This is a genomic window from Stenotrophomonas maltophilia group sp. RNC7, from assembly GCF_030910085.1.
GTDB lineage: Bacteria > Pseudomonadota > Gammaproteobacteria > Xanthomonadales > Xanthomonadaceae > Stenotrophomonas > Stenotrophomonas sepilia.
The window spans coordinates 1-471 of sequence record NZ_JAVFVN010000964.1 but is presented as its reverse complement, the minus strand read 5'-3'; the positions used below and the strand labels follow the sequence as shown (position 1 = coordinate 471).

Annotated in this window: 1 pseudogene; it reads left to right on the top strand. The window is 53.9% G+C overall.

The window, feature by feature from the left end:
* A pseudogene (locus RCF13_RS25120) lies at nucleotides 1-364 on the top strand (MFS transporter); the annotation flags it as partial.
* Between the last annotated feature and the right edge of the window lie 107 nt (nucleotides 365-471).

Sequence of the window (471 nt, the reverse complement as noted above, 5' to 3'; positions counted from 1 at the left end):
CATTTATTCTGTAACGATTTCTGGGCTCGTTGTTCTGGCAACAGCACTCGGGGTCTTCGCAACTCAAGCAGAAACAACCGTTCTGGCCATTTCGGCGTTCCTAGTCATCGGGTTTTCTGGTGCCTCGCTGAGTCCGGCTTTGATTGCGCGTGTGATGCGGGTAGCGGAGCCGGGTGCACTCGTAAACAGCGTCCATGTATCGATCATTAATAGCGGACTCGCATTTATCGCCTGGGCTGGTGGGGTTGGGATCGATGCCGGTCACGGATATAAGTCGCCACTTTGGATTGGCTTTCTGCTTGCATTGTTAGCACTGGCAACTCTAACTCCTCGTAAAGTCAGGGGGGCAATGACGCAGTGCTGATCGGATCAGTCATAGGCAGGCACTGTCGCGGGCGCACTGTTAGGAAGGTTCCACTTTTGTTCCAATCGCAATTTGCAGACCCCCGACGCTCGTGACAAAACGGGCTC